The organism is Prevotella sp. OH937_COT-195 (assembly GCF_003932845.1).
Classification (GTDB): Bacteria; Bacteroidota; Bacteroidia; order Bacteroidales; family Bacteroidaceae; genus Prevotella.
Genome location: NZ_RQZH01000128.1, coordinates 1 through 575 on the forward strand (window position 1 = coordinate 1; position 575 = coordinate 575).

Sequence of the window (575 nt, forward strand, 5' to 3'; positions counted from 1 at the left end):
GGTCAGGAGTTCTAAGGTTTTACTTGCCTGACGAAAAGTCATACCCGTTGCCAACTCACTAATCTTCTCTTTGAAACCTGGGCTAAAGCGCTCCCTAGGCGCCAAACCCAGAGCATTGTCTAAGGGCAAGAAACTCTTCTCACCTGACTTTCTTAGTCTACGGCGCTTGAAGACAACCGTCCCAAAGGTAAATGTCAGCTGACGTTCTTCCCGACGGTCTATTACCCAACCTTCTGAAAGATAAGGCTGAATCAACTCTTTGTCTAAGGCTTCTAATCTATCACTTAGAATAGTACTTGTCATGTCTCTCATAACAGCAGTTATAGCTTCTTCCATCTCGGATAAGTGTGTGCTAGACTTTAAAATCTCGGAAATCTTTGTTACAATAGTCATAAGTTCTATATCCTTCTAGGTAAATGTGGTGTTTATCTTAGGATATAGGACTTTTTGCATTTGGTAAAGCATTTCCGAGATTTATTTTACACTAACTCAAAATAGTTATACCTATTGAACAGTAAAATCCCTTCAAGAAATTAATTCTTCAAGGGATTTTTGAGTACTCGTCAATATATTGC

General features: G+C 39.1%; 1 protein-coding gene. It reads right to left on the reverse strand.

Annotation, left to right across the window (positions count from 1 at the left end; translation table 11 throughout):
- The coding region (locus EII32_RS11555) for a UPF0236 family transposase-like protein (RefSeq protein WP_255416469.1) at window positions 1-393 on the reverse strand (393 nt) is incomplete at its 3' end.
- Window positions 394-575: the final 182 nt, after the last annotated feature.